The 24330-nt window shown below is 65.9% G+C and carries 24 protein-coding genes; 13 read left to right on the top strand and 11 right to left on the bottom strand.

The features are described from left to right. Positions 1-192: 192 nt before the first annotated feature. The 9 genes from WKW82_RS33515 (at position 193) to WKW82_RS33475 (ending at position 8256) form a co-directional block, all read left to right on the top strand. Positions 193-774, top strand: coding sequence for a hypothetical protein (locus WKW82_RS33515; protein WP_340347290.1), 582 nt, complete (start codon positions 193-195; stop codon positions 772-774). A gap of 137 nt (positions 775-911) precedes the next feature. Beyond that, positions 912-1085, top strand: a complete 174-nt coding sequence (locus WKW82_RS33510) for a hypothetical protein (protein ID WP_340347289.1) — start codon at positions 912-914, stop codon at positions 1083-1085. A 127-nt stretch (positions 1086-1212) separates the two neighbouring features. Beyond that, entirely contained in the window at positions 1213-2340 is a 1128-nt protein-coding gene (locus WKW82_RS33505; protein ID WP_340347288.1) for a toll/interleukin-1 receptor domain-containing protein, read from the top strand. A 4-nt stretch (positions 2341-2344) separates the two neighbouring features. Next, positions 2345-4564 (top strand): nSTAND1 domain-containing NTPase, encoded by a 2220-nt coding sequence (locus WKW82_RS33500; protein ID WP_340347287.1) that lies wholly within the window; start codon positions 2345-2347, stop codon positions 4562-4564. Between the two features lie 156 nt (positions 4565-4720). Then, positions 4721-5764 (top strand): SAM-dependent methyltransferase, encoded by a 1044-nt coding sequence (locus WKW82_RS33495; protein WP_340347285.1) that lies wholly within the window; start codon positions 4721-4723, stop codon positions 5762-5764. After that, positions 5761-6360 carry a DUF2878 domain-containing protein gene (locus tag WKW82_RS33490; RefSeq protein WP_340347284.1) on the top strand — a complete coding sequence of 200 codons (600 nt, stop codon included), beginning with the start codon at positions 5761-5763 and terminating at the stop codon, positions 6358-6360. Before WKW82_RS33495 ends, WKW82_RS33490 begins: the two co-directional genes overlap by 4 nt. A 73-nt stretch (positions 6361-6433) precedes the next feature. Beyond that, positions 6434-7150 (top strand): DUF1295 domain-containing protein, encoded by a 717-nt coding sequence (locus tag WKW82_RS33485; protein ID WP_340347282.1) that lies wholly within the window; start codon positions 6434-6436, stop codon positions 7148-7150. Then, positions 7147-7797 carry a DUF6134 family protein gene (locus WKW82_RS33480; RefSeq protein WP_340347280.1) on the top strand — a complete coding sequence of 217 codons (651 nt, stop codon included), beginning with the start codon at positions 7147-7149 and terminating at the stop codon, positions 7795-7797. Before WKW82_RS33485 ends, WKW82_RS33480 begins: the two co-directional genes overlap by 4 nt. A gap of 42 nt (positions 7798-7839) precedes the next feature. Then, the gene (locus tag WKW82_RS33475; RefSeq protein ID WP_340347279.1) at positions 7840-8256 is read left to right on the top strand and encodes a DUF2177 family protein; all 417 of its coding nucleotides are present in this window, start codon (positions 7840-7842) and stop codon (positions 8254-8256) included. A 74-nt stretch (positions 8257-8330) separates the two neighbouring features. Here WKW82_RS33475 and WKW82_RS33470 read toward each other — a convergent pair whose 3' ends face one another. Both WKW82_RS33470 and WKW82_RS33465 read right to left on the bottom strand, forming a co-directional pair. Next, on the bottom strand, positions 8331-8996 hold the full coding sequence (locus tag WKW82_RS33470; RefSeq protein WP_340347278.1) for a ChrR family anti-sigma-E factor: 666 nt from the start codon (positions 8994-8996) through the stop codon (positions 8331-8333). A gap of 5 nt (positions 8997-9001) precedes the next feature. Continuing rightward, positions 9002-9556, bottom strand: a complete 555-nt coding sequence (locus WKW82_RS33465) for a sigma-70 family RNA polymerase sigma factor (RefSeq protein ID WP_340347277.1) — start codon at positions 9554-9556, stop codon at positions 9002-9004. Between the two features lie 201 nt (positions 9557-9757). Between WKW82_RS33465 and WKW82_RS33460 the strand changes: the two genes are divergently transcribed. The 3 genes from WKW82_RS33460 to WKW82_RS33450 are packed head-to-tail and all read left to right on the top strand — an operon-like array spanning position 9758 to position 13151. Beyond that, a complete protein-coding gene (locus WKW82_RS33460) occupies positions 9758-11122 on the top strand; it encodes an NAD(P)/FAD-dependent oxidoreductase (RefSeq protein WP_340347275.1) in 1365 nt (454 codons plus the stop codon). Beyond that, the gene (locus tag WKW82_RS33455) at positions 11119-11913 is read left to right on the top strand and encodes a DUF1365 domain-containing protein (protein WP_340347273.1); all 795 of its coding nucleotides are present in this window, start codon (positions 11119-11121) and stop codon (positions 11911-11913) included. Before WKW82_RS33460 ends, WKW82_RS33455 begins: the two co-directional genes overlap by 4 nt. Next, positions 11910-13151: a class I SAM-dependent methyltransferase gene (locus WKW82_RS33450; RefSeq protein WP_340347271.1), complete on the top strand. Its 1242-nt coding sequence runs from the start codon at positions 11910-11912 to the stop codon at positions 13149-13151. The genes WKW82_RS33455 and WKW82_RS33450 overlap by 4 nt, the downstream gene beginning before the upstream one ends. A 24-nt stretch (positions 13152-13175) precedes the next feature. Here WKW82_RS33450 and WKW82_RS33445 read toward each other — a convergent pair whose 3' ends face one another. Beyond that, positions 13176-13619, bottom strand: coding sequence for a response regulator (locus WKW82_RS33445; RefSeq protein WP_340347269.1), 444 nt, complete (start codon positions 13617-13619; stop codon positions 13176-13178). 249 nt (positions 13620-13868) lie between these two features. On the opposite strand from WKW82_RS33445, the gene ku reads away from it, so the two are divergent. Further along, entirely contained in the window at positions 13869-14837 is a 969-nt protein-coding gene (gene ku / locus WKW82_RS33440; protein ID WP_340347268.1) for a non-homologous end joining protein Ku, read from the top strand. Positions 14838-14867: 30 nt separating this feature from the next. Here the strand turns inward: ku and WKW82_RS33435 are convergent, their stop codons facing one another. From WKW82_RS33435 to WKW82_RS33400, 8 genes are all read right to left on the bottom strand, one after another. Further along, positions 14868-16661, bottom strand: a complete 1794-nt coding sequence (locus WKW82_RS33435; protein WP_340347267.1) for a RecQ family ATP-dependent DNA helicase — start codon at positions 16659-16661, stop codon at positions 14868-14870. A 45-nt stretch (positions 16662-16706) separates the two neighbouring features. Further along, the gene (locus tag WKW82_RS33430; protein ID WP_340347266.1) at positions 16707-17690 is read right to left on the bottom strand and encodes a YihY/virulence factor BrkB family protein; all 984 of its coding nucleotides are present in this window, start codon (positions 17688-17690) and stop codon (positions 16707-16709) included. Between the two features lie 208 nt (positions 17691-17898). Further along, positions 17899-18798, bottom strand: coding sequence for a transporter substrate-binding domain-containing protein (locus WKW82_RS33425; RefSeq protein WP_340347299.1), 900 nt, complete (start codon positions 18796-18798; stop codon positions 17899-17901). A gap of 39 nt (positions 18799-18837) precedes the next feature. Next, positions 18838-19806: a threo-3-hydroxy-L-aspartate ammonia-lyase gene (locus WKW82_RS33420; protein WP_340347264.1), complete on the bottom strand. Its 969-nt coding sequence runs from the start codon at positions 19804-19806 to the stop codon at positions 18838-18840. 20 nt (positions 19807-19826) lie between these two features. Next, on the bottom strand, positions 19827-20798 hold the full coding sequence (locus tag WKW82_RS33415; RefSeq protein WP_340347262.1) for an ornithine cyclodeaminase family protein: 972 nt from the start codon (positions 20796-20798) through the stop codon (positions 19827-19829). Further along, positions 20788-21417 (bottom strand): helix-turn-helix transcriptional regulator, encoded by a 630-nt coding sequence (locus WKW82_RS33410; protein WP_340347261.1) that lies wholly within the window; start codon positions 21415-21417, stop codon positions 20788-20790. Before WKW82_RS33410 ends, WKW82_RS33415 begins: the two co-directional genes overlap by 11 nt. A gap of 82 nt (positions 21418-21499) precedes the next feature. Further along, a complete protein-coding gene (locus WKW82_RS33405; protein ID WP_340347260.1) occupies positions 21500-22216 on the bottom strand; it encodes an MgtC/SapB family protein in 717 nt (238 codons plus the stop codon). Between the two features lie 41 nt (positions 22217-22257). Next, complete coding sequence (locus WKW82_RS33400) at positions 22258-24234, bottom strand: hybrid sensor histidine kinase/response regulator (RefSeq protein ID WP_340347258.1); 1977 nt, start codon at positions 24232-24234, stop codon at positions 22258-22260. Positions 24235-24330: the final 96 nt, after the last annotated feature.

Below are 24330 nucleotides of genomic sequence, written 5' to 3'. Positions count from 1 at the left end.
ACAGGGCAGCACGTGAGTGCTCGGTAATGCGAAACGGAATTCAAGAGCCAGTTCCAGAACTCACATTAAGGGCCGCCCCGGAAAATGCGAACCAAGGCGTGCATTTGATTCAACGACAAGGACGCCAAAACGGCATTATCCTGCGAGGGGCCACCGACTTTCTCAAGCAGGTCCATTGCGCCAAGTTCCGTGATGAGCCGCAAGGAAGACCGTGGTCTTTTGCGGCGATTCACCCGCCGCAAAGGCGCAATGCTTGTTTTCGACAAGATGCTCCAAAGTGTCTCGGCAAAAATTCATTTGAAAGGCTCATCTCGAAAACCGATCGGGCCGGCAAAAATACAGGCTCGACTCCAAGGGTCAAAACAAAGGAGTTCTGAAATGTTGCGTATCTGGATACCTCCGCGCGTCGACAATTTGCTAAAGGCTCATCTCGACGAAGATATCATTCGTCGGCTGATCGACGATGTCGCAAGAGACCCAAATGATCACCTCCAAGGTCAACTCGCATACGAGGGGCAACTGTTCAAGGAACACAAATCCGGCGGCACCAGGATATTCGTTGTTGTATTTAACGGATCTCTCGTTGTGGCCTTGTTCGGAAATCACAAGAATGACGAATACAAGGGCGCGACCTATGATGGAAAGAAGAAATTTCCGGCGACATTCAATAATAAACAACTAACGGCCGACGAGGAAGAAAGAAATGCAGTGGCGGTCATCAAGAAGATCTATGGACTGAATACGAGTAATTCTCCGTTTCCTATATACGATTGAACAGCCCATTTCTTTTCTCATAAGCGCTTGAAGAACGTCTGTCTGGGCAGCGACGAGGCGGGGTAATTGCGCCTCTGCGTGGCTTCTACCTCATTCTGGATCTGAAGCACTGATCATCATCCGACCGGACTATCGTTATGCAAGCCGGCCTGCTCGACGCGAGCCAGCAGGGTGTCATTGAGCCCATTGAGCGCTGGCATGTACAAGCGACTGCGGGCTTTGGCGAAGGCGCGATCATTGACGCCGCGCCGCAAGCCGCACTGGCCGTGCAAGGATGCGAAGAGCGAATCCGGGGCCAAGACACCAGATGACGGGACCTTCACCCCATCGGACGGATTGGCGTTGCCATGCCCCGCATCCCTCGAACAGAGGAGCCTGCGCCGCCGCGGGGATTGCTTCGCAAGGGCGCCCCACCGATGATCGAAACCCGATCGACCCTTGTTGCCCACTACCTTGAGCTACTGCGGCCTCCCCTTCCAGCACGACATTTTTGTCAGCTACAGCCACGGTTCCGATGCGCGCGGCGAACCGTCGCTGCAGCATTGGTCGCTGGCCTTCGTGCGAGCCTTGCGGGAGGAATTGCGTGCCGACCGGGCGTTTCGCGATGCGCTGTCGCTGTTCATCGATGCCGAGGGAGAGCCGGGTCGCCGCCTCGATGCCGCATTGCCGCTGGCCGAGCAACTGGAGGCGCAGGTGCAGTCCGCCGCGGTGCTGCTGGTGCTGATGTCGCCGGACTACCAGGCCTCGAAGTGGTGCGCGGACGAGCGCCAGTGGTGGCTGAAAAAGCAGGCGGAATTGGGCATTTCCGCCACCGGTCGCCTGGAGATGGTCAAGGTCTGGCCGGTGCTCGCGGCGGACTGGAAGGACGGAAAGTGGCCCCAGGAACTGGCCGACCGGGCGGGCGAACCGCTGCTCGGGCATCTGTTTCACGACGGGGCGCAGCGGGGCGCCCGGCCACTGGGCTGGACGCAGTGGCAGCAAGGCTTCGACAGCCGCGTGCGTGAATCCGTGCTGGACCTGGCGCGGGTCCTGTACAACCGGCTCGACGACGTCAAGGCCGAGTGCGACCGGCTGCGCTCGGCGCTAGCCGACGCGCAGCGCCTGGGCGGCGCGGCGGGCCAGATGCTCTACCTGCACGGCCGCAGCGAGCAACAGGCCGAGTGGGAGCAGACCGCAGGCAAGTTGCAGGACGGCGGCTTTGCCGTGCTGCCAGCCATACCGGACCCGGTCGAGCGCGACCCCATGCGGCGCGAGGCACAGCGGGAGCGGCGGGTGGAAGAGCTTGCGGGTTGCGATGCGTTACTGTTGCTGGGCACGCCGGCCAGTCCGACGCTCGATGCGGACTTGGCAACGGTCGGCAAGTTCGACCGTCAATCGGCACGGGAGCGCAGCAATCGGCTGCTGCCGTGCGGCCTGCTCGACACCACCGGCGCGGCCTTGGCCACGCCGCAGCGGCGCACCAACGCGCGGATCCTGCAGACCGAATGGCTCGATGCCGTCGGAGGGCAGGTGGTGCCGGTGGTCCAGCAATGGTTGCAGGCCCGGGCCGGGACGGCGGGGGGCTGATCCGATGTCGGACGACGACGCCGTTGCGCTCGTGCTGCCGCTGGGGCCGTACCCCGGCTTGCGTCCGTTCGAAATGTCCGAGTGGCCGATCTTCTTCGGTCGCGAGCGCATGGTCGACGCGGTGGTGGCCAGCCTCCTGAAAAAGCACATGGTGGTCGTCCATGGTGATTCGGGTGCGGGCAAGAGCTCCTTGATCCGCGCCGGCGTGCTGCCACGGCTGCACCAGGAGCAATCCCTCGGCGGCAACCGCTGGCGCACCTGCGTGGCGCTGCCCGGCGGCGGCCCGCTGCGGCAACTCGCCGTGGCGCTGGCCGACCTCGACGGCCGCGCTGGCGACGAGGCGCACGTCTTCGCGCTCCGCCGCGCGCTCAACCTGGGCGGCCGTGCCCCGCAGGCACTGGCCGACCTGTTGCTGGAGGGTGATGACGATCACTTGTGCCTGCTCATCGATCAATTCGAGGAACTGTTCGAGCATGCGCGCATGGCAGGCGGCGAGGCCGAGGCGCGGGGCCTGACGGATTTCCTGGTGGCGATGGCCGTCACACCGCCGCGCGGGCTGTACCTGGCGGTGACGATGCGCTCGGAATACCTCGGCGCCTGCGCTCATTTTCCAGGCTTGGCCGAAGCCGTCAACAAGCATCAATACCTGCTGCCTCCCATGGGCACGGCCGACCTGCTGCGGGCGATCCGGGAGCCTGCGGGCCTGTATGGCGGTGAGGTCGAGCCGGCACTGGCCGAACGCCTGGCGCTCGATGCGCAAGGACCGGACGGCCTTCCGCTGGTGCAGCATGCGCTGATGCTGATGAGCCCTGCCACGCCTGACACGGAGGGCTGGCGCCTTACGCTGGATCAATACCCGGCCGATGGCTTGGGCGGGATGCTGTCGCGCCATGCCGATACCGTGGCCCGTGCCGCGCTGTCCTCCGGCCACCCTCGCCTTGTCGAAGACTTGATGCGTGCGCTGACCGCCAAGAATGCCGAAGGCCACGCGGTGCGCCGGCAGCCGCGCCAGACGCTGGCGGCGCTGGCGGCGGTGTGCGGCGTCACGCCTGGAACGCTGCGCCCGGTGGTCGACGCGATGCGCATGGACGGTGTTTCGTTCCTCACCCCGCGCTGCACGCCTGCCGACACGCAAACCCTCGACGACGGTCAAGGTATCGACATCGGCCACGAGGCGCTGATTCGCTGTTGGAAAGCGCTGGCCGATCCAGTCCAGGGCTGGCTGGAGAAGGAATTTCGCAATGGCCTGGTCTGGCGCTCGCTGCTGGTGCAGGCCGACAGCTTCGACCGCAACGTGCGCAATGTGCTGTCGCCAGCCACCACCGAGGAGCGCACCAACTGGCTGCGACGGCGCACGCCGGCCTGGGCCGATCGCTACGGCGGCGGCTGGGATCGCGTCCAGGCATTGATGGATGCCAGCGTCGCTGCGCACGAACTGCAAATTCAGGAAGAGGCCGACGCTCGCAGCCGCGAGGAACAAGAACGGTTGCACGAGCAGGAACTCAAGGCGCATCTCGAAGTCGCCGTCGAAAAGGGTCGCCGTGACAGGCTCTTCAAGTGGGCGTTCGCAGTCTCCTCGCTGCTATTCATCCTTGCCGGGTTCAACGCGTACTCGGCCTACGTCGACCGCAACATCGCCATTCGCGAGACTGCGAACGCGGCCGCGGCCGCGGACAAGCTGCAGATATCGCTGGATGAGACGGAGGCGAAGCGCAAGGTGCTGGAGTCGTCGCTCGCCGTGATCAGCAGCGAACTTGACCAACTGCGCCATGCGTATGCCGCAGCACCGGTCAGCGGCGAGACCCGGAAAAAGATCGAAGAGGCGCAGAGCTCGATCGCGCAACAGGTGAACAAGCTCAGCTACGCCGCGAGCGTGTCGCCGCGCATCTACTTTCACATTGCCGAAGAGTCGCAACGCGCCGCTGCCCGCGCCCTGGAGCTTCGCGTCGAAGCCGGTCGCGTCGACAACATGCCGGTTGTCGTGCCGGGCATCGAGTTGATTGATGCGCCACCCCCTGAAAACCAGTTGCGCTGCTTCAAGGCCGAAGAGTGCAAACAGTACGGCAATGCATTGCTGGAACTGGTGAATGCGCGGCTCGCCTCACCCAAGTTCATCCTGAAGGACTTCAGCGAGAAGTACGGGTCTTCGACCTCCATCCGGCCGCTGCACTTCGAGATCTATTTCGCCCGAGGGCCCATCTCGGTTTCCGACAACACCCGCTGAGAGCGGCCAGACACCTCGGCGCGCTTGCGCCCGACCTTGGCGAATCTGTTCGCGGACAGGCCGGTCCCCCCGAGCGGAAAGTGATCCAGCCGCCGCTTCCGTGCGTACACACCCCTTGAACGGCACGCTGTCTGTGCCGCAACACAAGGTAGACGCATGCCCGCCAACACCGCTGTCGCCATCCATTGGATCGAGCAGGGCCTCGTGCCGGACCGCGTCGTTCGCATCGGCATTCGCCGCCTGCTCGACGCACGGCTTGCAGAACTGAAAAGCAGTGATGCGGAGTTGACCGCGACGCGGACACAGGATTTCGTGCAGGCCATGCACGGGGCGGAACTGGCACCCCGGCCTGAGATGGCCAACCAGCAGCACTACGAACTGCCGGCCGCCTTCTTTGCCAACGTGCTGGGCAGCCACCGCAAGTACAGCAGCGCCTATTGGCCCGACGGGGTTGACACGCTGGACGATGCAGAAGCCGCCGCGCTCGCGACCACCTGCGAGCGCGCGGGCCTCGAGAACGGCCAGGACATCCTGGAACTGGGTTGCGGCTGGGGATCGCTCACGCTGTGGATGGCCAGGCAGTATCCGGGAAGTCGGATCACGGCGCTGTCGAATTCCCATTCGCAGCGCCAATTCATCGAGGCGCAAGCACGCAGTGCGGGGCTCGACAACGTGCGCGTTTTGACCCGCGACTTCAACGTGTTCGACACCGACGATCGCTTCGACCGCGTGGTGTCCGTCGAGATGTTCGAGCACCTGCGCAACTGGCCGCAGGCCCTTGCCAACGTGGCGCGGTGGCTGAAGCCGGAGGGCCGCTTCTTCATGCACGTGTTTGCGCACCGCGACGCACCCTACCCCTTCGTCGAACGCGATGCGAGCGACTGGATGAGCAAGTATTTCTTCAGCGGCGGCATGATGCCCAGCGACGATCTCGCGCTGCATTGCCAGGACGATCTGCGCCTGCTTCAGCGCTGGCGATGGGACGGCCGGCACTACCAGCGCACGGCCGAGGCCTGGCTGCGCAACATGGACGATCGGCATGACCAGATCCTTCCGCTGTTCCATGACACCTACGGACCTGGCGCCGCGATCTGGTGGACGCGCTGGCGCTTGTTCTTCCTGTCTGTATCGGAACTGTTCGGCTTCGACGCGGGACAGCGATGGTGGGTGAGCCACTACCTGTTCGAGAAGCGCGCATGACCTTGCCCTGGCGCGCCGACGCGAGACTTGAGCCGTACACCGCCATGGTCTTGCGGCCGACGCGCACCCGTCAGCTTGCCAACCTGGTTGTGTTCCAGTCGGCCTGGTTCGCTGCGGTGCTGGGCGCGGCCCATCAGGCACCCTTGCTTGGCACGGCCTGCGTGATCGCGGCGATCGCGTGGCATGTCGGCATCTCCGAACGCCCGTGGGAAGAGCTCAAGCTGGTGGCCGCGGCCTGCGCCATCGGTCTCGTGGTCGAGACCTTCATCGCCTTGCAGGGCAACGTCAGCTACCCTTCCGGCCAGCCCGATACTCGCTTCGCCCCTTACTGGATGGTGGCGATGTGGGGCTTGTTGGCCATCGCCCTCAACGTGACCTTGCGATGGCTGCGCCGCCGCTGGTGGCTCACGGCGATCATCGCGGCAGTGGCTGGGCCGGCCTCGTTTGCCTCGGGCGTCCGGCTGGGTGGCGCCGCGTTCATCCACACGACGCCGGCGCTGGTGACGCTGGCCTGCATCTGGGCGCTGGCTATGCCCGCGCTGATACGCCTGTCGATGCGCTTCGACGGTGTGGCGCCGGGAGTGCGCCGTGCATGAGTCGTCGCTTCATGTTGCGCTGGTCGGCCTCTTGCCGATTGTTTGCCTGAGCGTGATCACCTGGCTCGTCAGCGTGGCGCGACGCGACGCGAGCCTGGTCGATCGCTTGTGGGGCGCCTTCATCGCCAGCGCAGCCCTGGCCTGGTTTGCCTGGCTTCCTGCACCGGGCACACGGGGGCTGGCCATGCTGGCCCTGGTTCTGGCGTGGGCACTTCGACTTGGCATCTATGTCACCGTGCGCAACTGGGGACATGGCGAGGATCGCCGATACCAGCAGATCCGCGCACGCAACGAACCGGGTTTCGCGCTCAAGAGTCTTTATCTCGTCTTCGGTTTGCAAGCCGTGCTGGCGTGGGTGGTGGCGACGCCGTTTCTCGCCGGCATGGCGGCGGGACGTGGGCTGAACGTCCTGGATTTCATGGGCATCGCCCTAGCGGCCTTCGGCATCGTCTATGAAGCGGTGGCCGATGCACAGATGTCGCGCTTCAAGGCAGGCACTGCCCATGCCGGGCAGGTGATGGACCGTGGCCTGTGGCGGTTCAGCCGGCATCCCAACTACTTCGGCGAGGCGTGCATCTGGTGGGGCTTCTGGCTGCTGGCGCTGGGCGGCGCGGGATGGGCCGGTGCATGGACCGTGGTGTCGCCCGTCCTGATGACGGTACTGCTGCTGAAAGTCAGCGGTGTGAGCCTTCTTGAAAAGGATATCGGCGAGCGCCGCCCTGCCTACCGCGACTACATGGCCCGGACTCGCGCCTTTGTCCCCGGCCCGCCACGCAAGGGATCCGCATGAAGTTGCAACCGTTGCATCGCATGGGGGTCGTAGCGCTGCTGACCGCAAGCTTTCATGCGAACGCTGCCGCGCCGACCGGCGGCACATGGGACTTCGTCGCGCTCCTGGACGGCGAGCCGATTGGCGAGCACAGGTTCAGCGTCGTGGCATCGGGCGATGCGCGCAAGGTGACCAGCGACGCGAACTTCACGGTCAAGTTCGTGGGCATCACGGCATACCGGTACCGTCACCACGCAAGCGAGCAATGGCGCGGCAATTGCCTCAAGGCGCTCGATGCCACCACCGACGACGACGGCAAGGCCATTCAGGTCCGAAGCAAACCGGAGGATGACAGCCTGCTCGTGTCCACCAATGCCGGCAAGGCTCGCGCGCTGCCGGGTTGCGTGATGAGCTTCGCGTACTGGAACCCGTCGATCCGCTCGCAGACCCGGCTTCTCAACGCGCAAACGGGTGAACTCGAAGAAGTGCAGATCCGACGGATGGGCGCGGGCGAAATCCCCGTGCGCGGCAAGATGGTGGCCGCGACGCGCTGGCGCATCAGCGGCCCGCCGCAACCCGTCGACGTCTGGTATTCGGCACAGGACGAGTGGATCGGCCTGGACTCGACAGTGGCCGGCGGGCGCACGCTCAGCTATCGAATCCGATGAAACAACCTGCCCGCGCAGACGGGCGTCAAGGAAAGCACTGCCATGAACGTTCGACAGTTCGCCATCGCCTATGCAGCCGTCGCGGTGATCTTCCTGGCACTGGACGCGATATGGCTCACGACCATGGCGGACCGCCTGTACCGGCCCGCGCTCGCCCACCTGATGCGCGAAAGCTTCGACCCTGCGCCGGCCATCCTGTTCTACGTCCTCTACTTCATCGGGGTGGTGGTATTCGCGGTCGCACCCGCATTGCCGGACGGCGAATGGTCCAAGGCGCTGTACCTCGGCGCCCTGTTCGGCCTGATCGCCTACGCCACCTACGACCTCACCAACCAGGCCACGCTCAAGGATTGGCCATGGCACGTGACGGCGGCGGACCTCGTCTGGGGCACTTTCGTCACGGCTGTGGCCGCGGGCGCCGCATGCTTCCTGACCGCGAAGTTCGCAAGGGGCGCTTGAAAGGGAGGCTTTGCGCAAGTCTCGCGAAGGAGCGGTCCCGCGAGGGAGTGCGCCGCGCGACTTGTCCGGCCTCCTTACAACCCGACCAGTGCCCCCATCCAGCGCGCGACCGCTCCCTGGAACAGCACCTTTCCGCGCACGGTGGCGAGGCAGATGCACTCGCCCTGCGCGTCCACCCTGGGCTCGTGCAGGATGCTGGGGTCGGTCTCGTCGAAGTCGCCCGGGCCGAGCCGGACGCGGCCATCGTGGAATGACCCATGCAGCACCTGGGTCAGTTCGTTGTCGCTGTGCGTATGGACGGGCAGGCACTTGCCGGCGCCGATGCGAAGCAGAAAGACGTTGGCAGCCGGGTCGTAAGGCAGCTTCACGCGCGACCAGCGCATGCCCGGGGCGATCCAGCGCCAGCGGGAGGCCCGGCAGTCCGCCAGCGCACGCGGCCACGCCATGCCCGCGGGCAGGTCCGGGCGGGTGCCGACCGGGCGCGCAGGTTCGCTCACTGGCGACTCCGATCCAGCCATCGCATCGATCGCCGCCCAGGTCTGCGCCAATGCCTGCGAAGGCAGTGCCGCCGGGGCCACGTCTTCCAGCATCGCGCCGCCCATCGCCTCGAACAGGCGCATACGCTCGCGGCACTGCGCGCAGAGTTCCAGATGGCTGGCCACGACCAGGGCGCGGCCGCTCTCGAGCCGTCCAGCCGCATGGCCGAGCAGGAGTGCGTCGTCGGGGTGGTGTTGAATCATGGCGGTCAAATCTCGCCGAGCACGCGACGCAGATGGGTGACGGCAAGCCGCACGCGCGACTTGACGGTGCCCAGCGGGATGCCCAGGTCCTCTGCAATTCTGGCGTGCGAATGCTCTTCGTAAAAGGACAGGTGCAGCACCTGCACCTGCTCGGCGGGCAACTGCGCCATCGCCGCGCGCACGCCGCGTTCGCGCTGGCGGGCGCTTGCTTCTTCGTCGGGTTGGAGCGCCGTGTCGGGCAACTCTGCCCCCTCCTGCCCCATGCCGTCCAGCACGCCGGAGCCGCCGCGACGGAAGTGGTCCACCCGCAGGTTCCGCGCAATGGTGAAGATCCATGTGGAGACGGCCGCATGGCGGGCATCGAACAGCGACGCCTTGCGCCAGACGCTGATCATGGTTTCCTGCACCAGTTCTTCGGCCAGGCCCTCGCTGCTGCCCGCGCGCATCAGGTACGCCTTGACGCGCGGCGCGAAGTGCTTGAACAGCGCGGCAAAGGCCTGACGGTCGCCGTGGGTTGCCACGGCGTGGACGAGTTGAGTCAGTTCCTCGCTGGTTGGCATCGGTGGATCTTCTTGCGGCTTGACGATCGACAGGTGGGCCGATCGCAGCCGGTTCGACCTCGATCCCGTCGCCGAGGACTGTCGGGCAGTGTTCATGACCCTCATACGCACTGCGCGGAAATTAGATCACACGGTTTTCGGATCCAGCAATCCAAAAGCCCGCGCGCAACGTACAAGGGGCGAGCTTCAAAGGACGTCCTCATGCGCATCGCGCCCGCACCCGGCGAATTCCCGCCAGACACGAACGCACCCGTCCTGGACGTGGCCGTCATCGGCAGCGGCATTTCCGGCCTTTCCGCGGCCTGGCTGCTTTCGCAGCGTCATCGGGTGACCGTGTTCGAGGCCGAAGGCCGGGCCGGCGGCCACAGCAATACCGTCGATGTACCTGCGCCGGGCGGAACGCTGCCGGTCGACACCGGGTTCATCGTCTTCAACGAGGCGGCGTATCCCAACCTGACGGCCCTGCTGGCCCATCTGGACGTGCCGACGCAGGCCTCGGAAATGTCCTTTGCCGTGAGCCTGGACAACGGGGCGCTGGAGTATTCGGGCACCGACCTGCGCGGCCTCTTTGCCCAGCGAAGCAACCTGGTCAGCCTGCGCTTCTGGTCGATGCTGCGCGACCTGGTCCGCTTCTATCGCCGCGCGCCGGCAGATGCCGCACGGATCGGCCTGATGCCGCTGGACGATTACCTGGACGAACAGGGCTATGGCCGTGCCTTCCGCGACGACCATCTCTATCCGATGGCCGCCGCGATCTGGTCGACGCCGGCAGCGAGCATCGGGCAGTACCCGACCGAAGCCTTCGTGCGCTTCTGCGAGAACCATCAGTTGCTCAAGCTGGGGCATCGCACGGCGTGGCGTACGGTGGAGGGCGGCAGCCGGCGATACGTCGAACGACTCATGCGCACCCTGGGCGAGAGGATGCGGCTGAACAGCCCGGTGGTGGAGATTCGGCGCAGTGCGACCGGGCCCATGGTCCGCACGCGCGACCAGGGCGCATGGCAGCGCTTCGACCAGGTCGTCGTGGCAACCCATGCCGACCAGGCCTTGCAACTGTTGCCAGACGCCAGCGCCGAAGAACGGCGACTGCTCGGAGCCTTCGGCTACACCCGCAACCGCGCCGTGCTGCACAGCGATCCCGCGCTGATGCCCCAACGCCGCGCCGTGTGGTCCAGTTGGAACTACACCGCCGACCGCAGCCGCAGCGACGCGCTCAGCGTGACCTACTGGATGAACCGCCTTCAATCCATCCGGCAGGATGTGCCCTTGTTCCTCACGCTCAACCCGATGCAAGAGCCGCGCGCCGAGCACCTGATCCGAACCGAAGACTATGAGCATCCGGTGTTCGACGCCGCGGCCATTCGCGCGCAGGACGAACTCTGGTCGCTGCAAGGCCAGGACCAGACGTGGTTCTGCGGCGCGTACTTCGGTTCGGGCTTTCATGAAGACGGGCTGCAGGCGGGACTTGCGGTCGCCGAGCAACTCGGCGGAATGCGCCGACCATGGAGCGTGCCCGGCGAATCAGCGCGCATCCGCATCAAGCCGGCAACGGCGAAGGCCTCATGAACAGCGATTCCGTCTCGGCGCTCTACACGGGCAGCGTGATGCACCAACGCTTGCGTCCCAGGCGCCATCGGCTGCGCTATCGCGTGTTCAGCCTGCTCGTCGACCTGGATGAGTTGCCTGCGTTGAGCCGCCGTCTGAGGCTCTTTTCGTTGAACCGCTTCAACCTCTTCAGCCTGCATGAGCGTGACTACGGCGATGGTCGCGGGTTGCGGGAGCACATCGACTGCAAGTTGCGCGAAGCCGGAATGAGCGAAGGCGGTCCCGTGTCGTTGCTGACCATGCCGCGCATCCTGGGCTATGCCTTCAATCCGCTGAGCGTGTATTTCTGCCATCGTCCGGACGGTGCACTGCTGGCGATCCTCTACGAGGTCAACAACACCTTCGGCGAGCGGCACAGCTACCTGCTGCCGATAGCGCCCGAGGACGCTGGCAACGAACGCATCACGCAGACCTGCGCCAAGGCGCTGCACGTCTCGCCCTTCCTCGGTCTTCAAATGCACTACGAATTCCGCGTCAAGGTGCCTTGCGAGGCGCGGCCCGATCTCGACATCGGCATCTCCGCCACGGATGCGGATGGCACTGTGCTCGTCGCCCGACTGGACGCAAAGCGCGAGCCGCTTCGCGACACCGCACTGGCGCGCATCTTCCTGTCGCACCCTCTGCTCACGCTGAAAGTCATCGCGGCCATTCACTGGGAAGCGTTGCGGCTTTGGCTGAAGGGCATTCCGCTGCACACGCACCCCGGCGCGCCTCGCTCATCCGCGCCCCTCGTCAAACCAGAAGACGCATGAACACACCCGCTACCTCTCCTGCCAGCCTGCCTTCGAAGCGCTCGGGCAGCGTCGCGCCACTGCGACGATTGCTCACCGGGTTGCTGCGCAACGTCAGCCACGGCTCGCTCAGCGTCGTCTTGCCCGACGGCAATACCGTGGAAGCCCACGGCGCGACCGCGGGACCGCACGTGTCGATCCAGTTGCATCGCTGGCGCCCCATGCTTCGCCTGCTGCTGCGAGGCGACCTGGGCTTTGCCGAGTCCTACCGCGACGGCGACTGGTCGACGCCTGACCTCGCCGCGCTCCTGCTCTTCGGCCTGCGCAACGAAAGCAGTTGGGGCAGCACGCTGGACGCATCCTTGCCCTTCGGCTGGCTCGGCCGGCTCTTTCACCTGGCGCGTTCCAACACGCGCCGGGGCAGCCGCGACAACATCGCCTTCCACTACGACATGGGCAACGATTTCTATGCGCAGTGGCTGGACCCTGGGCTGATCTATTCGAGCGGCATCTACGCGAGCGGCGAGGAAACCCTGGAGCAGGCGCAGGCGGCCAAGCTCGACCGGATCATTGCGCTGCTGGACCTGAAAGACGGCGACAAGGTGCTGGAGATCGGCTGCGGCTGGGGCGCGCTGGCGCTGGCGATGGCCAAGGCGCGGGGCACCGAAGTCACGGGGCTGACACTGTCGCGCGAACAGCTGGCACATGCCCGCCAGCGCGTCGAGGCGCAAGGGCTTCAGGACCGCATTGACCTGCGCCTGCAGGACTATCGCGACGTGGAGGGCCAGTACGACCACATCGTCTCCATCGAGATGCTGGAAGCCGTGGGCGAACGCTACTGGCCCGTCTACTTCGACACGCTGCGCAAGCGCCTGCGCCCGGGCGGCAAGGCGGTGCTGCAGGTGATCTCGATCTCGGACGAAGGCTTCGGGCACTACCGGCGCAACACCGACTTCATCCAGCGCTTCATCTTTCCCGGCGGCATGCTGCCATCGGTGTCCGCCATGCGAGACCAGGCGCAGCGCGCCGGCCTGGAGATGGTGCGCACGGATGCCTTCGGGCCGAGCTATGCGGACACGTTGGTGGCGTGGCGCACACGCTTCCTGCAGGCATGGCCGACCATCAGCACGCAGGGTTTCGATGCCTCGTTCCGGCGCCTGTGGGAGTACTACCTGTGCTATTGCGAAGCGGGCTTTCGCAGCGGCCGGGTCGACGTCGGGCTGTTCACGCTCGTCCACGCGGAGCAGCGCGAAGCCTGAGCAGGCCGCGCGATCACGCCGCCTTCAGGCGTCGGCGCATCGCAGCAGGCCCGCGGCGCGGGCAGTTGCTTCTTCCAGCTGCGCAATGCTGTAGGGCTTTTGCAGCCAGATGGAACCGGGCGAGCCAGCGCGCGGCGGTGCCCCGCCCGTCGCGAAGATCACCGGCAGCCGCTCCAGGCGGCACAGCTTTTCTGCGAGGTCGACGCCGGAGAGAGCCGGAAGATTGACATCGAGCATCAGCACGTCGAACGCCCCTTCGGAGAAACGGGCGATGGCGGCTTCCGCACTGCTGACACCCGCTGACCAATGCCCCATGAGCGCCAGCAATTCCTGCGAGAGTCGCAGCGATTCCACATCATCTTCCACGACGAGGATCCGCAATTTCCGGGCGAGCTTCTCCTGCGACGAATCCGCTTCGGGCACGGGGAAGATGGCGTCGGTCAGTTGATGAGAAGGGGCAGTTTTCATTGGGTCCACGCGACCTCCATGGAAGGTCGCTGCCATGCGTTCGAATCAGGGCAGCGCGGCATCGTCCCTGAATGCAATCCAAGTCGGCGTAGGAGCATGCGCCGTATCGATGCCCGCCGATACGCGCAGGACGCTGCGGCTTGCAATCGGCTATTGCGGTGGCGATGAAGCGCCTGTGGCTGACACCGACACGTGGCTTGGTGGGGAGGATGCAGCAGTGCAAGTACTTCGCAATCGAATGGAAATCCCATGGCCGCCAGGAAAACCACGAAAAAACCCGCCACGAAAACGAGCCGCAAGCCCGATCCTGACGCCGGCAAGGCGCCGACCTCGACCCGGTCGTTATGGAAAGGCGCCATCAGCTTCGGCCTGGTGCACGTGCCCATCGCGCTGTACTCGGCCACCGACGAAAGCGACCTGGACTTCAAGATGCTCGACAAGCGGTCGATGGACCCGGTGGGCTACAAGCGCGTCAACAAGAAGAGCGGCAAGGAGGTCGCGATGGCGGACATCGTCAAAGGGATCGAGTGGGAGGACGGGCGCTTCGTGCTGCTCTCACGCGAGGAGATCGAGCGCGCCTATCCCAAGACGACGCAGACCATCGAGATCGAGGCCTTCGTCCCGATCGACGACATCCCTTTCGTGTATCTCGAGAAGCCCTACTACACGGCGCCGGTCAACCGCGGGCAAAAAGTCTACGCACTGCTGCGCGAAGCCCTCGCGGCCACGCGCAAGGTGGGCGTGGCCAAGGTCGTCATCGCCAACAAGCAGCACCTGGCGCTGTTGATGCCCTGCGGCCCCGCGCTCGTACTCAACCTGCTGCGCTGGGGCGGCGAGATCCGGTCCTGGGAGGCCTTGAAACTGCCACCACAGGGAATCGAGGCCGCGGGCCTCAAGCAGGGCGAGATGACGATGGCCACGCAACTGATCGAGGAGATGAGCGCAAGCTGGAATGCCGACAAGTTCCGGGATTCGTTTCACGCCGAGATCATGAAGCTGGTCGAGACGAAGGCGTCGGAGGGGCACATCGAACAGGTGGAGAAGATCGACGCATCGCCGGCCAGTGCGCCGAGCGGGAAGAATGTCGTCGACTTGACGGAGTTGCTGCAGCGCAGCCTGGGAAAGAAGCCCGACGCTGAGCCTGTGGTGAGGACGAAGACGAAGGCGCCGGCGGCCAAGAAGCAACAACGCAAGCCTGCCGCGCGAAAGGCGGCGTAGCCCGGCGCGAGTTGCACGAGACCGCCGCGTTCACCCCGCGAGCGGCAGGTTGCGCCCTCCCCCGCGCACCCGCACCGGTCGCACGAAATCCGGGTGAAACGAGCGCTTGCTGCCATCGGCGAATTCGATGTCGACGGCGAGCGCGTCCGCTGCCACGACCTGTCCCACGCCATAGCGCTTCACACGCACCGATGCTTGCGGCAGGAAGATCGGGTTGGCGGGCGGCGCCAGCTTGATCGGCTCGGAACCTGTGTCACACCCCTCGCCGGGCTGGCCCGACTGCGCCTCGAACAGCGCGATGCGCCGGCAGTTGTCGCAGGTGCCGCAGCGCTCGCGTGGCGCTTCGCCCTCCAGGTGCGCCAACAGCAACTGCCAGCGGCATGCGCCGGCCTGGGCGTAGCAGACCATGCCTTCCAGCGCGGCCTGGTCATGCTCGCGCTTGGCACGGTAGCTCGCGAGCATCTCGTGCATCACCTGCGCGGCGACGGCCGGGCGCAGCAGTTGGAGGCTGCCGTCCGCGCCCTGCCTGACGATGCGGCGCTGCCGCAGCAAGGCCAGGGCCACTTGCACCTTTCCGCGCGGCGCAATCACCGTCGCTTGCAAGCTGGCCAGGGTCCAGCCAGACGCGCCAGGCGCCTCGGTGCGCAACGCCGCGTAGATGCCGTCGAGTTCCTTCGCGTCCGGATAGCGGCCGGCCATGAAGAACTGCTGCACGGCCTTGTCGCGCCGCAGGTAGAGAAGGACGCAGTCGGCCGGCTGGCCATCACGCCCTGCCCGGCCCGATTCCTGGTAGTAGCTGTCGAGCCCGCCGGGCATCTGGTAGTGCAGGACAAAGCGGATGTCCGGCTTGTCGATGCCCATGCCGAAGGCGTTGGTCGCGACCATCACCCGCACGCTGCCGGCCATGAAGGCGTCTTGCGCCGCGCGGCGCTCGCCGGCATTGCGACCGCCGTGGTAGAGCGCCACCGACTCGCCGGCCTCGCGCAGCGCATCGTGCACTTCCTCGGCGGCCTTGATGGTGGCCGCATAGACGATGCCACTCCCGGCCAGGGTCTTCACCAGCGCCAGCGTGCGCTCCCGCTTGTGGGATTCGCTCGTGACCTGTTCGACGGCATAGCGCAAGTTGGGCCGGAAGGTGCCGGTATCGAGCAACCCTGCGCGCGGGATGCCCAGGCGCTCCATCACATCGCGCGCCACCGCATCTCCCGCCGTGGCTGTCAGCGCGAGCACCGGCGGCTTTCCCAGCGCCTGCCATGCCGACTCGATCTCGAGGAAGGCGGGCCGGAAGTCGTGGCCCCATTGCGAGATGCAATGCGCCTCGTCGACCACCAGCAGGGCATTCGACCCGCCTTGCAGCAGCGCGATGAAATCCTTGTCCGCGAGACGCTCCGGCGTGGTGAGAACGATCCTGGCGCTGCCGTCCGCAATCGCGGCTTCTGCCGCATCGACTTCGGCCGCTGGGCACTGGCTGTTGAGTTGCACCGCCTTGACGCCGCGGGCCTTGAGCTTCTCGCACTGGTCCTTCATCAACGCGATGAGCGGCGACACGACGATGGTGCGCCCGTCGAGCAGCATCGCCGGCAACTGGTAGCAGAGCGACTTGCCCGCTCCGGTGGGCATGACGGCCAGCGTGGAGCGTCGGTCGAGCGTTCGCGCAATCACCTCCTGCTGGCCGGGCCGCAGGCGCCGCAGGCCGAAGACCTTGCGCAGCACGCGCTGGACGGCAGCGTCGTCGCGAGCTTGCCGTGGCCGGCGGCGCGTGCTGCCGGCACGTGCCGCTTCGGTCGTGGCCACTTCCTGGTCGTCGCCAGCTTCCTTGCCCATGAAGTCTCCTTGCGTTGATGTCGGATCGCCGGGTTTGGCTGCGATTCAGGCTAAGTCGCGGACGGGGAGCCGGCGTGGGAGCGTCGTGGGCGCTTGCGTCGGACATGGCCTCGGAGGTGGCTCCGCGGCAGCTTCCGCAGGCAGCGGCGGCGGCTTCGGCGCCGAAGACCGCTTGCGCAGTACCGCGTTGATCTCCGCACCGAAGATCAGCGTGGTCGCGCTGATGTACAGGAACACCAGCGTCGCGACCACACCGGCGAAGCTCCCATACAGCAGCGCCAGCTTGCCGACAGTGCGCAGCGTGTACGACAGCGTGGCGGCCGCCACCACCCACAGCGCCGCGCCCACCACCGCGCCGGGCAACACCGTGGACAGCCGCTGGCGGATGTCAGGCAGCCAGCCATACATCAGCGCATACAGGGACGCGAGCGCCAGGAAGGCCGAGCCGTATCGCACGCTGTTGCGCAGCCAGAGCGTCTCTGGCCCCGCCCCCACGTTGGACTCCAGCAGCCGCCACACATAAGGCGCGATGATCACCGAGCTGAACGACGCCAGGATGCCCGCGCCCACGATGACCGTGAACAGCGTGACCTTGATGCGCGCCCGCCAGAACGAGAGGCCGCGCTTGATGCCATAGGCCCGGTTGAGCGCCGATCGCACCGCCTGCATGCCCGACGACGCCGTCCACAGCGTCGCCAGCACGCCGATGGTCAGTAGCGCCTGGTTGCGCGGCGCCAGCACTTGCTGGATCACCGGCTGCATCACATCGCGAACCACCTGCGGCGCATAGCCCATCACCCGCTCGGCCAGCGCTGCCGCGTCGCCCGGCTGCCCGACGAAGGCGGCGGCGGCGGACAGCAGGATCAACAGCGGGAACATCGCCAGCACCGAAGAGAAGGCAAGACTGCCGGCCTGGTTGGCGCTCTGGTGCAGGATGTAGTTGCGGATCGCCAGCACGACGACCCGCAGGCCCGGCGCGCGCAACACGACTTGCTGCGCGCCCCGCCATGCATCGGACAGGCGGCTCATGCGGGGGCGTGCCGAGTCGACTCGCCAGCGCTGCCGAACCGGCGCAGAAGTTCATGGGATGCGATGCGGTGATTGGCGAAGCGGCCTGCGGGGTCTGTGTTCATGACCCTTCAAGGATGCGGCGTCGAGGCACGCGGGCTTGTGATCCGGAACCCATTCGACGTGTGCGCCTTCGCCCTGCGCGACGCTTGGCTCGCCGCAAGGCCGGCTACTTGGCGTAGCTCTCTGCAGGCCTGTCGTTGGGTTCCGCAATGAGCGCCTTGAGCGTCGCACCCATCGGAAGATTGACGGCGACGTTCCTCGGCGGGATGGGTTGGACGAACCACTTGTCGTACAGCTTCGCCAGTTCGCCGCTGCGCATCAGCGTGCGGATCTGGTCGTCGACGGCCTTCTTGAAGGCCGGGTCATCCTTGCGAATCATGATGGCGATCGGCTCGACGTTCAGCACCTCGCCCGTCAGCTTGAACTCGGCCGGGTTCTTGGCCGTCGAGATGTTGCCGGCACCGATGTTGTCGTCGATCACGAAGGCATCCGCGCGGCCGGACTGCAGCACCAGGAAGCTGTCGCCGTGGTCCTTGCTGGTGATGGTGTTGATCTCCAGCTTGGTCGCGGCCTCGTAGTTGCGCAGTGCCTTGCCCGCTGTCGAGCCGGCCGACACCACGACGTTCCTGCCCTTGAGCTGCGCCATGGAGGTGATGCCGGAATTGGCGCGCACGACCATGCGGATCTCGGTCACGTAGGTGGTGAGCGCGAAGGCCACTTCCTTCTGGCGCGCCTCGTTGTTGGTGGTGGTACCGCACTCCATGTCCACCGAGCCGTTCTGCACCAGCGGCATGCGGTTGGTCGAGGTCACCACCTGGTACCGGATGTCCAGCTTCGGCAGCTTCAGGTCGCGCTGGATGCCGGCGAGGATGCGTTGGCAGAGTTCGACGTGGTAGCCCGAGTACTGCTCCGGGCCCGTGGTGTACGACAGCGGCGCGCCGGAATCGCGTGTGCCGACGGAGGCCGTGCCGGTCTCTCGGAACTTGGTCAAGGTGTCCGCGGCATGGGCCGCCGGAGCGAGGGAAAAAAGTGAGGCGCAGGCTAGCGCCGCAGACAGCTTCTGCATGTTCATGGGGATGTCTCTGCTTGTAGTAGTTGAGAAGAATCAGGACCCGAGCAGGCTGCAAAAGCGCTCGATGTCCACGTTGCCGCCGCTCACGAGCACACCGATGCGCTTGCCCGCGAGCTTCGACTTCATCTGCCGGGCCGCCGCAAAGCCGAGGCAACCGGTTGGCTCGATCACCAGCTTCATGCGCTGTGCAGCGAAGCGCATGCAGTCGACCAGTTCGGCGTCGCTGACCGTCAGGATGTCATCGACGTTGCGCTGGATGATGGGGAAGGTGTAGTTCCCGAGGTGCTGCGTCTGCGCACCGTCCGCGATGGTCTTCGGCGTTTCGATGTGGACGATGGCGCCGGAGCGAAACGACTGCTGGCCATCGTTCCCGGCTTCCGGCTCGACACCGTAGAGCTTGCACTTCGGCGACAGCGCCCGGGTCGCGAGCGCCGAGCCCGACAACAAGCCGCCGCCGCCCAGCGGCACGAAGAAGGCATCCAGTTCGCCGACCTCCTCGAACAGTTCCATGGCGGCGGTTCCCTGCCCGCAGATCACATCCGGATGGTCATAGGGCGGGATCAGCGTGTAGCCGTGCTTCTGGGCCAGGTCGCGACCGATCTGCTCGCGGTCTTCCTTGTAGCGGTCGTAGATGATGACCCGGCCACCGTAGCCCTTGGTGGCGGCAACCTTGGCGGCCGGCGCGTCGTGCGGCATCACGATCGTGGCGGGGATGCCGAGCAGGCGGGCCGACAGTGCGATGGCCTGCGCGTGGTTGCCCGAGGAGAAAGCCACCACGCCCGCCTTGCGCTGCGCCTCACTGAAGCGGGACAGCGCGTTGAAGCCACCTCGGAACTTGAAGGCGCCCATGCGTTGCATGTTTTCCGCCTTGAAGAACACCTCGGCGCCGAGTTCCTCGTTCACCGTGCGGGACGTGATGACGGGGGTCTTGTGGGCGTGGCCCTCGATGCGCTGGGCAGCGGCCTTGACGTCGTCGAATGTGGGGAGTTGGAGCGTGGTCATGTCTTTGATCGCGGGTTGAATCACCAGGCCCAGGGGATGCTGGCGCCAGCCCCCGTGGTCAAGGCGCGTTGATGGATCCTTCTTGCCAGGGTCAGGTCTTGCAGCGCAAGGCCCGTCATGTCGAACACGGTGATGTCTTGCGGCTGGCGCAGCGCGGCAAGCTTGCCGGTGAGCAGATCGCCGATCTCCTCGCAAGGCGCGTCGGGCTGCCACTGGGTTTCGCCGATCTGGCGCGCCTGCACCGCGTCGTCGACGAAGAGGCGCGCGCGCGGCAGCAGGCCTTCGGGCAGTTCGCGCTTGCCGCGCGTGTCGGCGCCGACGCAATTCAGATGGGTGCCGGGGCGCACGGCCTGCGCGTCGAAGAGCGGGCCGGCACCGGGTGTGGCCGTGATGACGAGGTCGCTGCCCGAGACCGCTTCGTTCGCGTCCGTCGCATGCACGATGTCGCAGCGCGAGGCGAAGTGCGCCTCGAAGCGGCTGTCCGGTTCGCCCCGCCACGTCACGTACTTCACGTGACGCAAGGCCGGCATCAGGCGCAGGGCAAAGTCGAGTTGCACTTGGGCCTGCACGCCGGTGCCGAACACGCAAGCCCGGCTGCTGTCCGGCCGCGCCAGTTGCTGCAGGCCGATGCCGCCGGCCGCGCCGGTCCGGGCGGTGGTGATGGCATTGCCATCGATGACGCAGATCGGGCGCCCCGTGGCCGGGTCGAACAGCAGGATGGTGGCCTGGTGCGGCTCGCCACCCACGGCGCGATTGGCCGGCCAGAAGCCCGCGGCCTTGAAGCCGAGCAAGCCCTGCGATTCGACATCGCCCGACTTGATCCCGAACACGCCGCCCGTGGACAAGGCCTCGCGCACAACCGGGAACACGCGCCCCTCGCGCCGGCTGTGCAAGGTGAAGGCTTCACGCACTGCTTCCAGCGCTTCATCAGGCAACAGGAGCGCCTCGACAGCGTCCTTGTCCAGCAGCAACAGCCGCGCGTCACTTCGCATAGCTGTACACCGATGCGCGAGAGACGCCGAGATGCGCTGCGATGGTCTCCATCGCCCGGCGCACGTCTAGGAGGCCCGCCGACTTCAGTTCCTGCAGCAAGGCGCGCCGGTCCTCCGCCTTGAGCGCCCGCGGCGATGTCGCCAGGCGCGCGGCGAACTGGTCGATTCGCGTACGGATCAGGTCGGTGCCCGCCGGATCGAGCGACTCGCCCGGGGCCAGTTGCGCGTCGACATTGACGAACTGGCTCATCGCCGTCTGGAAGCTCTGGAACAGCGTCAGGTCCACGTTCATGCACAGCGCGGCGATGTACTTGCCCTGCGAATCCTTGATGCCGATGGACGTGCTCTTGGCTTGCCGGCCGTCCGAGAACTGGTTGGCGTAGTTGGCGATGACCTGCGGGTATTCGGGGTCGAGGATGCGTGCCAGGCCGAGTTCGGTCGCCGGGTGGCCAAGCTCGCGGCCAGACAGGTTGTTGTGGATCGCCAGCACCGCGTGCCTGGGGTCGAGCAGGTCGTGCACGACGACCTCGCAGAACGGCGCGAAGGTTTCGCCGAGGCCCTGGGCGATCTGCTTGACTTGGTCGAGCAGGATGGCCTGCTCGGGGGTTTTCTTTGGCATCTGGATAGTTTGTCCAGACTTGGATATTTCGTCAACCCCTTGTTTACCCGGCGGACAATCGATCAGGCGTTCGCAATGCGCGTCACGGCTGCGCGCTGCCACTCCAGAACGCATGCGTGACGCCCTGCATCGCTTCCAGCTTCTGCATCACGCCATCCAGTTGTGCCGGCACCACCGCGGACGCAAACAGAACGGCGAGGATCTCCACGTCCTCGCGGCCGAAGGGGCGCTGCTCCACGTTCCGTGCGGGGTAGTCCTCAGCGTCGAGCCATTCGATCATCCGGTCGTGCACTTCGGCATGCACCGCCTTCTGGCAGATCACGTGCACCGTGTAGCTGGCCTCGGCGTTTTCTTCGCGCATCGGCTTGCGGTTGATGCGGTCGGCCACCGGGCGCAGCAGCGTGTTGCTGGCCAGCACGAACAGCGCCGCCACGAAGGCCTCGCCGATGCGATCGGCACCCGCACAGGCGCCCACCGCCGCCGAACCCCACAACGTGGCGGCCGTGTTGATGCCGAAGATGTTGGCGCCCTCCTTCATGATCGCGCCGGCCCCCAGGAACCCGACGCCGGAGACTACATAGGCGATCACGCGCACCGCGCCGTCGTCACCCGACAGTCCCTGGGCCAGGTCAACGAATGCCGCCGCGCCCACCGCCACCAGCGTGTTGGTGCGCAGCCCGGCGGTGCGCTGGCGGACCTGCCGCTCCAGGCCGATCAGGCTGCCTAGCAGGAAGGCGGCCCCGAGGCTCACGAAGGTGTCGAGCATCGATGGCAGGTCGAGGTGTTGCAGCGCTTGCATGCCGCATTGTCTCCACGACCGCATCCCGCCGATAGGGTCGATCAACCCGTGGCGGGCCGATCGCAATCCGCCATCGCACGATCGAGGAAGGCCTCCAGTTCCTGGATGGAGTAAGGCTTCTGCAGCAAGGCAAAGTCATGGTCGCCGTCGACGGCCAGGACGTGGCTGTAGCCGCTCGTCAGGACCACTGGAAGGCCGGGCCATCGACGCCGGATTTCCTTCGCCATGTCGACGCCATCCATCCCCGGCATCACGACGTCGGAGAACACCAGGTCGACTTTCGGGCGATCGGTTTCCAGGAACTTCAAGGCCTCTTTCGCGCTTGCGGCGCGCACGACGGAATGACCCACCGCGGCCAGGAGGCCCGTCGCGAACTGCCCCACCTCTTCGTTGTCCTCGACGAGCAGGATGGAAAGCGGGCGCGTCTCCTGGGGTGCATCCGTCGTGCCGCTTTGCGTTGCAGTACCGGCCTCCCCCGCCGCGCGCGGCAGGTAAAGCGTGAAGCAGGTGCCCTCGCCCACCCGGCTGCGCACATCGATCTCGCCGCCGGACTGCTTGGCAAAGCCGTAGACCTGGCTCAAGCCCAGGCCGGTGCCCTTGGTCGCGGGCTTGGTCGTGAAGAAGGGTTCGAAGATCCGCCCGAGCGTGAGCGGCTCGATGCCGGAGCCGCTGTCTTCGACAGAGATGGCCACGAAGGCGCCCTTGACCGCCGCATGGCGCCGCACCGCGGGCACTTCGTCCACGTTGCGGGCGGAGACCGTCAGTGTTCCGCCGTCGGGCATGGCGTCCTTGGCGTTGATCACCATGTTGAGCAAGGCCGTGTCGAACTGGTTGGGATCGGCCTGGGCCGCATCGAGCGGCGCGTCCAGGAACAGCGACACCTTCACCGAGGACCCGAGCATCGTCTCGATGACCTGTGACATCGATCGCACGCGCTGCGCAATGCCGAAGGCCTCGGGTCGCAATGGCTGCTGGCGCGCGAAAGCCAGCAGTTGCTTCGTCAGCAGTGCAGCGCGGTCCGCGGTCTCCGCGATCGCACGGATGTAGCGCTCGCGGCGTTCCTCGTCGGCGCCGCTTCTGCGAAGCAGTTCCACCGAGGACCGGATGATCGTCAGGAAGTTGTTGAAGTCATGCGCCACGCCGCCGGTGAGCCGGCCCACGGCTTCCAGCTTCTGCGCATGCCCGAGGGCTTCGCGCGCACGCTCCATCTCGTCCTGTGCCTTCTTGCGCTCCGTGATGTCCCGCGTGATCTTGGCAAAGCCGATGTGCCGGCCGGCCTCGTCGAAGAGGGCGTCGATCACCACGTTGGCCCAGAAGCGCGTGCCATTCTTGCGCACGCGCCAGGCCTCGGCCTCGTAGCGCTTTTCCGCCAGCGCGGTCTGCAGGGCGTGCGCGGGCACGCCATCGCGCTGGTCCTCCGGCGTGTAGAAGCGCGAGAAATGCTGGCCCATGATCTCGTGCGCGGTGTAGCCCTTGATCAGCTGCGCGCCGGCGTTCCAGTTGGTCACGCGTCCGGCGGGGTCGAGCATGTAGATGGCGTAGTCGCGCACACCTTCGACCAGCAGGCGGAAGCGTTGCTCACTCGCATAGAGCGCCTGTTCCGAGAACCTGACCTGCGACATGTCGCGCGTGATCTTGGCGTAGCCGATCAGCTCGCCCGCCTCACTCAGCACGGGTTCGATGTGCACGTTGGTCCAGAAGCGCGTGCCGTCCTTGCGCACGCGCCAGCCTTCGGCCTCGAACTTGCCTTGCTCGCGGGCGAACTTCAGGGCGCGTACCGGAAGTCCCGTGGCGATGTCCTCGGGCGTATAGAAACGGGAGAAGTGCTGGCCGACGATCTCCTCCGCGGTGTAGCCCTTGAGCCGCTCGGCACCGGTGTTCCAGCTGCTGACGCGGCCCTGCGCATCCAGCAGGTAGATCGCATAGTCCTTGATCGCGTTGACCAGCAGTTGGAATCGATGTTCGCTGGGAAGCGAAACGGGCGATTCATCGCCGTCTGGCTTCGATGAAGGGTCCATGTTGAGTCTCTGTTGCCGATGCGCGTGCGAGGCTTCTCGGGCTGTTCCGGGTGTACCCGTGGAGTGAGGCTTCATTGTCCGTGACACCGGCGAAGC

The organism is Variovorax rhizosphaerae (assembly GCF_037889975.1).
Taxonomy (GTDB): domain Bacteria; phylum Pseudomonadota; class Gammaproteobacteria; order Burkholderiales; family Burkholderiaceae_C; genus Variovorax; species Variovorax rhizosphaerae.
Note: the sequence above shows the minus strand (reverse complement) of the source record. Positions and strands in the feature narration are given on the sequence as shown.

Coding starts and splice junctions, on each gene's coding strand:
- WKW82_RS33480 (WP_340347280.1), top strand. CDS start 7,147: ATGAAGTTGCAACCGTTGCATCGCATGGGGGTCGTAGCGCTGCTGACC.
- WKW82_RS33470 (WP_340347278.1), bottom strand. CDS start 8,996: ATGATTCAACACCACCCCGACGACGCACTCCTGCTCGGCCATGCGGCT.
- WKW82_RS33445 (WP_340347269.1), bottom strand. CDS start 13,619: ATGAAAACTGCCCCTTCTCATCAACTGACCGACGCCATCTTCCCCGTG.
- WKW82_RS33420 (WP_340347264.1), bottom strand. CDS start 19,806: ATGACCACGCTCCAACTCCCCACATTCGACGACGTCAAGGCCGCTGCC.
- WKW82_RS33460 (WP_340347275.1), top strand. CDS start 9,758: ATGCGCATCGCGCCCGCACCCGGCGAATTCCCGCCAGACACGAACGCA.
- WKW82_RS33410 (WP_340347261.1), bottom strand. CDS start 21,417: ATGCCAAAGAAAACCCCCGAGCAGGCCATCCTGCTCGACCAAGTCAAG.
- WKW82_RS33490 (WP_340347284.1), top strand. CDS start 5,761: ATGACCTTGCCCTGGCGCGCCGACGCGAGACTTGAGCCGTACACCGCC.
- WKW82_RS33510 (WP_340347289.1), top strand. CDS start 912: ATGCAAGCCGGCCTGCTCGACGCGAGCCAGCAGGGTGTCATTGAGCCC.
- WKW82_RS33465 (WP_340347277.1), bottom strand. CDS start 9,556: ATGCCAACCAGCGAGGAACTGACTCAACTCGTCCACGCCGTGGCAACC.
- WKW82_RS33455 (WP_340347273.1), top strand. CDS start 11,119: ATGAACAGCGATTCCGTCTCGGCGCTCTACACGGGCAGCGTGATGCAC.
- WKW82_RS33450 (WP_340347271.1), top strand. CDS start 11,910: ATGAACACACCCGCTACCTCTCCTGCCAGCCTGCCTTCGAAGCGCTCG.
- WKW82_RS33515 (WP_340347290.1), top strand. CDS start 193: ATGAGCCGCAAGGAAGACCGTGGTCTTTTGCGGCGATTCACCCGCCGC.
- WKW82_RS33400 (WP_340347258.1), bottom strand. CDS start 24,234: ATGGACCCTTCATCGAAGCCAGACGGCGATGAATCGCCCGTTTCGCTT.
- WKW82_RS33415 (WP_340347262.1), bottom strand. CDS start 20,798: ATGCGAAGTGACGCGCGGCTGTTGCTGCTGGACAAGGACGCTGTCGAG.
- WKW82_RS33500 (WP_340347287.1), top strand. CDS start 2,345: ATGTCGGACGACGACGCCGTTGCGCTCGTGCTGCCGCTGGGGCCGTAC.
- WKW82_RS33425 (WP_340347299.1), bottom strand. CDS start 18,798: ATGCAGAAGCTGTCTGCGGCGCTAGCCTGCGCCTCACTTTTTTCCCTC.
- ku (WP_340347268.1), top strand. CDS start 13,869: ATGGCCGCCAGGAAAACCACGAAAAAACCCGCCACGAAAACGAGCCGC.
- WKW82_RS33475 (WP_340347279.1), top strand. CDS start 7,840: ATGAACGTTCGACAGTTCGCCATCGCCTATGCAGCCGTCGCGGTGATC.
- WKW82_RS33495 (WP_340347285.1), top strand. CDS start 4,721: ATGCCCGCCAACACCGCTGTCGCCATCCATTGGATCGAGCAGGGCCTC.
- WKW82_RS33435 (WP_340347267.1), bottom strand. CDS start 16,661: ATGGGCAAGGAAGCTGGCGACGACCAGGAAGTGGCCACGACCGAAGCG.
- WKW82_RS33430 (WP_340347266.1), bottom strand. CDS start 17,690: ATGAGCCGCCTGTCCGATGCATGGCGGGGCGCGCAGCAAGTCGTGTTG.
- WKW82_RS33405 (WP_340347260.1), bottom strand. CDS start 22,216: ATGCAAGCGCTGCAACACCTCGACCTGCCATCGATGCTCGACACCTTC.